Here is an 8,228-nt window from a genome sequence, read left to right as displayed (position 1 = left end):
AAAACGTTTGACAAGAGGCATTATGGGTGGGGCGGTGAAAGGATGAGACAGCTGGCAGCGGGATTTACCGCGAATATCGATCATGTCGTGCACATGACGCAGGCGATTCTGTCGTTTGTTGAGGAGCGGAGTAAACAATTCACCGTTGTTACATCCCCACCCCCAAAAACAGTGGCGACTTGGGAACAGCTCTGGTCCGTTTTAACCTGGCATTTAGGTGATGTGGATGGTGGTGAATATATTGTAACCGATCCAGCGATCTTGGAAGCATTTGTCCATCATTTTACAGGCGTCCGTCAAGTCGGTGGTACTGGCCTACAAGCAGGCTGCGCAGCAAGCGCCGCTGGCTATGATGCCATCGTTCATTTGCCACGGTGGCGCGGGAGCGACTTATTGCCGCAGAAGCACTTCGACGGTGAAGGTGACTGTGGCGAGCCTCCTGTACACGTCATTTTTGAATATCAGGCAGGAGAACGTTTAGAACGTGGCGTGGTACAACAAAGCAATCGTGTCATCTTACGAGGGCTGGATGAGTTTTCTATACCATTGATTCATGAACCATTTCAACGACGGCTGCTGCAAGAAAGACCGCCCTGGCTGTTAGCTTCTGGTTATACATCGATTGACGATGCGCTAATGCGAAAGCACATGATGACTAGCTCAATTCCCTTTTTCAAACGGCTTCAACAGCTTGGCACGGCGATTTATTTGGAGCTTGCCGATGTTCTCCAAGTGTCAGTGAATCTCGATATTTTACAGACTCTCGGCTCAGAAGTTGATGTGGTCGGGATGAATGAAGAGGAGCTTGGTCGTTTAATACAGCAGCAAACTGCAAACTGGTCTGTTCAGCAGTGGGCAAAATATTTGCCGAGCTTACCTGAGCAGTTTGGTGTGCAGAGATTATTGGTGCACACGAGCCGCTTTGCAGTCATCGTCACGAGCGATTCAGATGAAGAATGGGCGTTTGCACTTAGGCAAGGAAATGGCTTTGCCGCGGCCCGTGCTGTGAAGGGTTCATTTGCAAGTCGGGAGGAAATTGAAGATATCGCGAATCAATATCGTGAGAATGACTTTGGTGTGCGGTTAAGAAATGAATTGATCACTCAGCAAAATATTACTGTCGCCCCGGCCTTTCAGATTGTTCCAAAACGAACAATTGGCCTTGGCGATACATTTACAGCAGGGGTGCTGCTCGGTGCCCCGCTCTTATATGAAAGGAGCTAGCACAAAATGTTAGTAACGATGAAAACAGCATTAGAAGTAGCTTATAAGGAACAATTTGCCATTGGTGCTTTCAATGTCGGGAACGGAGAATTCTTACAATCGATTATTCGGACGGCAGAACGAGAAGAGTCACCGGTCATATTGGCGATTCACCCAAATGAACTGGCATTTTTATCGGAATCGTTTATTGCCTACTGCCGGGATGCAGCGATACGTGCACGTGTACCCGTTGTATTGCATATGGATCACGGTGGAAGTCTTGAAGATATTCAGCGAGCGATCCGGGCAGGATTTACTTCGGTCATGATTGACGGGTCGATGCTTCCTTATGAGCAAAATGTGTCTTTGACGGCATCAGCGGTAGAAATGGTGAAGCCCTTGGGTATTTCTGTAGAAGCAGAGCTTGGGACTGTTGGCCAAGCTGAAGGTAGTATGGAGGGCGGTGAAGAGGAAATTCTGTATACGGATCCAGTCATGGCGAAGGATTTTACAGAACGTACGGGCGTACATTCGTTAGCGGTCGCTATCGGGACAGCTCACGGTATGTACCCGCCCAATAAAAAACCAGAATTAAAGCTCGATTTACTCCATGAGATTTATGGGAACGTCAAAATACCTTTAGTGCTCCATGGCGGCTCCGACAATAAAGATGAAGAAGTTGTCGCTTCGATCGATTATGGCATCAGCAAAATTAACATTTCTAGTGAAATGAAAAAAGCATTCTTTCAGACATTACGTGCAGTGCTTAATGACAAGGAACGGGCGTTTGAACCAACTGAGATTTTCCCGGATTGCATGGTGGCAGCGGATGACTTAATTGCTTCAAAAATGAGGCTGTTCAAAGCATCTGGAAAAGCTTCGCTATACCAAGGAGTGTTGCAGCATGCTTGAACACGCAACGGCCGAGCAGCTTCGGATGGCGGCCTTTTTAAAAGCCAGGGGCATCCATCTCAAAGAGGAAGATATTAAAAAGGTTGAGATCACAGATTTTGGGCTCGGACAATTGCATAAAACAGGTTTGCAATTACACGTCTATCATAACTGCGAACGGTATTGTGCAAAGGAGCTTGTGTTGTATCCGTATCAGACGTGCCCTGAGCACCGTCATCCTCCGATTGATCATGGAAATCCAGGCAAGAAGGAAACGTTTTTCTGTCGCTGGGGGAAAGTATTTCTCTTTATTGAAGGAGAACCAACACCAGCCCCAGAAGTACAGCCGCCTGCTGAAGATTTTGCCTACTATACAGTTTGGCATCAAGTTATTCTCGAAAGAGGCGATCAGTTCACGATCCCACCTGACACAAAGCATTGGTTTCAAGGAGGGCCTGAGGGGGCGGTCGTTTCAGAGTTTTCTAGTTACAGCATTGATCGCTTAGATCGATTTACTGATCCAAGGATAAATAGGGGTTAGACATGAGAGCCGTCAGCATTTGTGCTGGCGGCTTCAGCTTGTTGACATCTCGCCGTCTCGCGCGTCTAGGCTGCCAAGCGTTTTCAAGCCAGGCTGAAGATGTTGATAAATGCCATTCATGTTACCCTTAGCATATGGCTTTATCCAATAGACGATTTGAATATTCGTATCATGATTACTGCCTTTGCCTTAGATCAGATCGCAGGTCTTAAGTGATCTATGGCGGTATATAAAATCAATGTACGTCAGAAGAACGGCTTCACTTTTCAGCCGCCTGGGTTTTAGCAGCAAGCCATCAATGAGGAGGGTATATTGATGGAAATGAGGCATTTACGTGAAGATGATGCTCTGCCAGTATGGCATGCAATTCAGACGTGGTGGGGCGGGCGCGATTTGTCACACCTTGTGCCACGCCTCTTTTTTCAGCATTTCTCCAATACGAGTTTTATTATGGAGGAGGATGGTGCGACCATCGGTTTTTTAATCGGCTTTTTTTCACAGTCAAAAGCAAATGAAGCGTATATTCATTTTGTCGGGTTGATCCGTCACAACGCGGTCGTGGCCTCGGAAAACAGTTATATGAGCATTTCTTTAGGACCGTCCTTCAGGACAAGCCTGTGGTGACGGTGAAGTGCATCACATCACCGGTCAATCGAACGTCAATTGCGTTTCATGAGGCGCTCGGCTTTTCGATTCTTCCTGGGGTTAAAAACGATGAAGGCATCGCCGTGCAGACCGATTATGACGATGCGGGTGCAGATCGTGTCGTATTTTGGCAGATTAGCAGGAAAAACGATAGGTGAGGAGGAAGTTTTAACTAAGTTCCGAAAGAAGTCTCCCTCCTCAAGGGCGTGAGGGGCGCAGCCCAGCGGTAAGGGGGAGATGAATTTCGGTTGGCAATAGCCAAAAAAGCTCTTTCTGTCATTTGAGCAGCGAAGAGCAGTAATTATTTGAAAGCGTTTCCTGTAACTCGATAAAATAACGACTTAGAGGTGATTCAATGTCGAAAAATAAACAACCGAACGTCATCGTTTTTTTCACCGATCAGCAGCGTTGGGATACGACCGGCGTCCATGGAAACCCACTCGGACTCACGCCTCATTTTGATCAAATGGCAAAAACAGGAACGCATCTGAGCCGCTCCTTCACATGTCAACCAGTGTGTGGGCCCGCCCGGTCGTCGCTACAAACAGGTCTTTATGCGACTGAAACCGGCTGTTACGTAAACGGAATCCCATTATCACAGGATCAAAGAACCCTTGCACACTACTTTAAAGATGAAGGGTATCAAACCGGCTATATTGGAAAATGGCATTTGGCGTCAGAAGACCCGGTTCCCGCTGAGGAGCGTGGAGGCTACGACGACTGGCTCGGGGCAAATGCGCTTGAGATGTGCTCAGATGCGTATGACACCGTCCTTTATAATAACGATTGTGAGGAAGTGAAGCTTCCAGGATACCGTGTTGATGCAATGACGGATGCGGCCATTCGCTATATTGATGAGCGAAAGGACAATCCATTTTTCTTATTTTTATCCTTCTTAGAGCCGCATCATCAAAATCATTTAGACAATTATCCTGCGCCAGATGGGTATGAAGAAAGATACACCGGCCAATGGATGCCCCCAGATTTAGCAGCATTGGGTGGAACGTCGCACCAGCATCTTGGTGGTTATTTTGGCATGGTGAAGAAGATTGACGAAGCGCTCGGCCGTCTCTTCGATGCCTTGAAGAGCTTACAGCTTTCAGAAGATACGATCGTTCTCTTTACATCCGATCATGCTTGTCACTTTAAGACACGGAATAGCGAATACAAACGCTCCTGTCATGAAAGCTCAATTCGCGTACCGACGGCGCTTACCGGACCAGGGTTTGATGGGGGTGGACATATCGATGAACTCGTGAGCTTAGTCGACTTACCGCCGACGTTGCTCGATGGTGCCGGCATACCTGTGCCAGAGGAGATGCAAGGCGCCTCTGTTCTTCCGTTAACGAGAGGGGAAAACGAAGTTTGGCAGGACGATGTCTTTGTACAAATAAGTGAATCTCAAGTCGGCCGCGCCATTCGTACAAAACGTTACAAGTACGGCGTCACTGCAGCAGATGGTGATCAAGGGGATCACTCCTTCGCTTACACGTATAAAGAAGAGTTTTTATACGACCTCCATGCTGATCCATACGAGCTGACCAATCTCATTCAATTTGACTCGTATCAGCACGTTGCTGAGGATATGAAGGAACGGCTGCTGACACGTATTCGCACTGTAGAGGGAAGAGAAGCGACGGTGGAGCCGGTAGAAAAAGTTCGTAATAGGCAACGGAAGGTATCGATACGGTAGGTAGGAAGTAAATATGCATATCGGTCAATATGGTGCTAATGAGGAACAGACGAAACGATTGTTAGCAGAAATGAAGCGTTTGTCCACTTTTTAAGAGAACAAATGAACGAAGGACGATTATGCCAAGTTAGATGCAAATTGACGGCTCTAGTACAAAAACGATCTGTACAGGAGCCGTTTTTCATTGCCCGGTTTTTTTCTGAGCGATTTCTTGGATATACGTGTCACCCCAATCCCGCATGAGGACAATGATTTGTTCCAATGTATAGCCAAAATCCGTGAGTGAATACTCAACTTTAGGTGGGACTTCCTTATACACTTCGCGGTGTACGATGCCGTCTTTTTCTAATTCGCGCAGTTGTAGCGTTAACATGCGCTGGGTCATATCGGGCATACGCCGGCGCAATTCATTGAATCGTTTTGTACCGGACAACAGGTGATAAAGGATGACGCCTTTCCACTTGCCACCGATGACGGCTAATGTCGCTTCGACAGAGCAACCATAAGGGTTAGGGCAAGCGCTGTATTTTTCAGGGCTTTCCATTTGTGTCCTCCTCGGTATACAATTTGATACTATAGAACAAAAAAGTGCGTACTTACATGTAAATCTTATATCGATTATGATAACACACTTACAATGATAGAAAGGATGAGGCACACGATGACGTTGATGAAAGCCGTCGGATTATTTCGCTATTTGCCGATTGAGGATGAAGAAAGCCTTTTGGACGTAGAGGTTGAGAAGCCAAGTGCGACAGGGCGAGACTTGCTCGTGCGCGTTAAAGCGGTTGGGGTAAATCCTGTCGATTTTAAAGTGCGTTCTCCAAAAGACAAAACTGAAGAGGCGCCAAAGATCTTAGGTTGGGATGTGGCCGGGGTCGTTGAAGAAGTCGGTGCGGACTGCACATTATTTAAGCCAGGAGACGAAGTGTATTACGCTGGAGATATTACGCGCCAAGGTGGGAACAGTGAATTTCATCTCATTGATGAGCGCATCGTCGGTCAAAAGCCGAAAACGTTAAGCTTTGCTGCGGCGGCCGCCATGCCTTTGACGACGATTACGGCGTATGAAGCATTGTTTGATCGAATGCACATCAGTCAAGATGCTGCGGTTAATCAAGATAAAACATTGCTCATTATCGGTGCAGCTGGAGGCGTCGGATCAATTGCCACGCAACTCGCCAAAGAAGCCGGCCTGACTGTTATCGGCACAGCATCAAGACAAGAATCGGCCGACTGGGCAAAAGAACGCGGCGCTGACGAGATCATCAATCATTACGAAGCTTTTGTACCTCAGCTAAAAGCGCTTGGATATACAAATGTTGATTACATTCTCTGTCTTCACACGACTGAAAAGCATTGGGAAAACATGGTGGATGCCATTGCGCCGCAAGGGATGATTTGTTCTATTGTAGAAACGAGTGAGCCGCTCGACCTTGCCCCTCTTAAAAATAAAAGTGCCACATTCACTTGGGAATTTATGTTTACACGTGCCATGTATCAAACCGACGATATGATTGAACAGCACCGGCTATTAAATCATGTCGCCGACCTCATTGATGAAGGCAAAGTACAGACGACGCTAAACAAACACCTTTCACCGATCAATGCTGAGCAATTGCGCCACACGCATGCGCTGCTTGAAGAAGGCAAGACCATTGGGAAGATTGTGGTGGAGGGGTTTGAGTGATAAGCATAACCAAGAAAAGCGCCCTGATGACTATTGCAGGGGGCTTTTTTTGCTGCCAAAAATATTTCCCTGAAAATAATTCAGTCTTCCGTTAGTCTTTTTAATCGAGTGAAAGGGTATTTTCTTATCGTTTTAATCAAAGATTCCTCATTTAGAAAGGATATTTTTAAAAGTGTTTGTGCTATAAAACGTCAGAACTTAATAGCAATACATCATATCTGAAAAAGGTATTGATCAAAAAGGGGGGAAGCATGTGGGTAAAAAAGCGATGAAATGGTTGACAAGCTGCCTTGTATTCGCGTTGATTGTTTTAGCTGGATGCCAAAGTGATGAGGCGACAGGTGAGGCAGAAGGGGTGGAAGATGCTGAGTATGCGCTTGAAATTACTTATTTTGGCCAACTCAACGCTGCGTCTGTTGCAGCCAGTTTAACAAGTTTGAATGACGTTGCTGTGTATAAAGAGATGGAGAAACGGACAGGTGTTAAAGTTGACTTTCAACATCCACCCGTTGGAGGTGACGTCAATCAGCAGTTCAACTTAATGATGGCTTCTGGTGAACTGCCTGATGTCATTGAATGGATGTGGAATGGCGTGCCAGGTGGCATCACAAAGTATGCCAATGAAAATAAGCTCGTCCGTTTAAATGATTATTTAGAGGAACATGCGCCAAACTTGTCTGCATTGTTAGACGAGAATCCAGAATGGCGAAAACAGATTTCGACGGATGATGGAGGCATTTATCACTTTCCATTTTTGCGTGGTGATGAAAAGCTCCTTACATTTTTCGGGCCGGTCATTCGTAAAGACTGGTTGGATAACTTAGGGCTGGAGCGACCAGAGACAATCGATGAGTGGTATGAAGTGTTGACAGCCTTTAAAAATGAAGATCCTAATGGCAATGGAGAGGCAGACGAAATTCCGCTCTTGCCGGACTTATCATCCAATGCGTTCGTCGGGGCATTTGGCGTGTCCCCGGGATTTTATCAGGATGGTGGCAAGGTGCATTTTGGGCCAATCGAGCCAGCCTTCAAAGCGTTTTTAACATTGATGAATCAATGGTACGAGGAAGGATTGATTGATCCGGACTATGTGGCTACGGATGCAAAGCTACGTGATGCGAAGGTGACTGGAAATCAGCTCGGTTCACTGATATCGTATGGTGGTTCAGGCATAGGGAATTATATGACGTTGATGAAAGACGACCCAAACTTTCATTTAGCACCTGTACGGTATCCGTCGTTAGAAAAGGGAGAGCTCCCCGATTTTGCACATAAGGAGCCCGCATTTCACGGTTTAGGTGCAGCCATCACAACCTCCAATCAACATATTGCAGAAACGATTGAATGGCTTGATTACAATTATAGCGAGGAAGGGCATATGCTCTTTAACTTTGGCGTTGAGGGCGAAAGCTATACGATGGAAGACGGCTATCCGACGTATACAGAAACGATGACCGATCATCCTGACGGGCTGCCAATGGTTCAAGCGCTTGCGAAATTTATCAGAACAGGATATGGGCCGTTTGTTCAAGATGCCCGCTACATTGAGCAGTACATGCAATTGC

8 protein-coding genes and 1 pseudogene are annotated in these 8,228 nt (G+C 46.5%); 8 read left to right on the top strand and 1 reads right to left on the bottom strand.

Translation table 11 applies throughout. From position 1 onward, the window contains the following. From G4V62_RS18540 to G4V62_RS18520, 6 genes and pseudogenes are all read left to right on the top strand, one after another. A partial coding sequence (locus G4V62_RS18540) for an ADP-dependent glucokinase/phosphofructokinase (protein ID WP_212508848.1) occupies positions 1 to 1,224 on the top strand: 1,224 nt, incomplete at its 5' end. A 6-nt stretch (positions 1,225 to 1,230) separates the two neighbouring features. After that, on the top strand, positions 1,231 to 2,115 hold the full coding sequence (locus G4V62_RS18535; RefSeq protein ID WP_165205059.1) for a ketose-bisphosphate aldolase: 885 nt from the start codon (positions 1,231 to 1,233) through the stop codon (positions 2,113 to 2,115). Further along, positions 2,108 to 2,635, top strand: a complete 528-nt coding sequence (locus G4V62_RS18530) for a cupin domain-containing protein (protein ID WP_165205057.1) — start codon at positions 2,108 to 2,110, stop codon at positions 2,633 to 2,635. Before G4V62_RS18535 ends, G4V62_RS18530 begins: the two co-directional genes overlap by 8 nt. Before the next feature lie 315 nt (positions 2,636 to 2,950). Continuing rightward, a complete protein-coding gene (locus G4V62_RS20965; RefSeq protein WP_376768332.1) occupies positions 2,951 to 3,259 on the top strand; it encodes a hypothetical protein in 309 nt (102 codons plus the stop codon). After that, positions 3,226 to 3,438 (top strand): annotated as a pseudogene (locus tag G4V62_RS20960) (hypothetical protein); the annotation flags it as partial. The gene G4V62_RS20965 and the pseudogene G4V62_RS20960, both read left to right, overlap by 34 nt. Before the next feature lie 197 nt (positions 3,439 to 3,635). Then, a complete protein-coding gene (locus G4V62_RS18520) occupies positions 3,636 to 4,973 on the top strand; it encodes a sulfatase family protein (RefSeq protein WP_165205055.1) in 1,338 nt (445 codons plus the stop codon). A 181-nt stretch (positions 4,974 to 5,154) separates the two neighbouring features. On the opposite strand, the gene G4V62_RS18515 is transcribed toward G4V62_RS18520, so the two are convergent. Next, positions 5,155 to 5,517: a winged helix-turn-helix transcriptional regulator gene (locus tag G4V62_RS18515; protein WP_165205053.1), complete on the bottom strand. Its 363-nt coding sequence runs from the start codon at positions 5,515 to 5,517 to the stop codon at positions 5,155 to 5,157. Between the two features lie 117 nt (positions 5,518 to 5,634). Here G4V62_RS18515 and G4V62_RS18510 point away from each other — a divergent pair, with 117 nt between their 5' ends. Then, positions 5,635 to 6,663: a zinc-binding alcohol dehydrogenase family protein gene (locus tag G4V62_RS18510; protein ID WP_212508847.1), complete on the top strand. Its 1,029-nt coding sequence runs from the start codon at positions 5,635 to 5,637 to the stop codon at positions 6,661 to 6,663. Positions 6,664 to 6,916: 253 nt separating this feature from the next. After that, a partial coding sequence (locus G4V62_RS18505; RefSeq protein WP_165205051.1) for a type 2 periplasmic-binding domain-containing protein occupies positions 6,917 to 8,228 on the top strand: 1,312 nt, incomplete at its 3' end.

The organism is Litoribacterium kuwaitense (assembly GCF_011058155.1).
Taxonomy (GTDB): Bacteria; Bacillota; Bacilli; order Bacillales; family DSM-28697; genus Litoribacterium; species Litoribacterium kuwaitense.
Note: the sequence above shows the minus strand (reverse complement) of the source record. Positions and strands in the feature narration are given on the sequence as shown.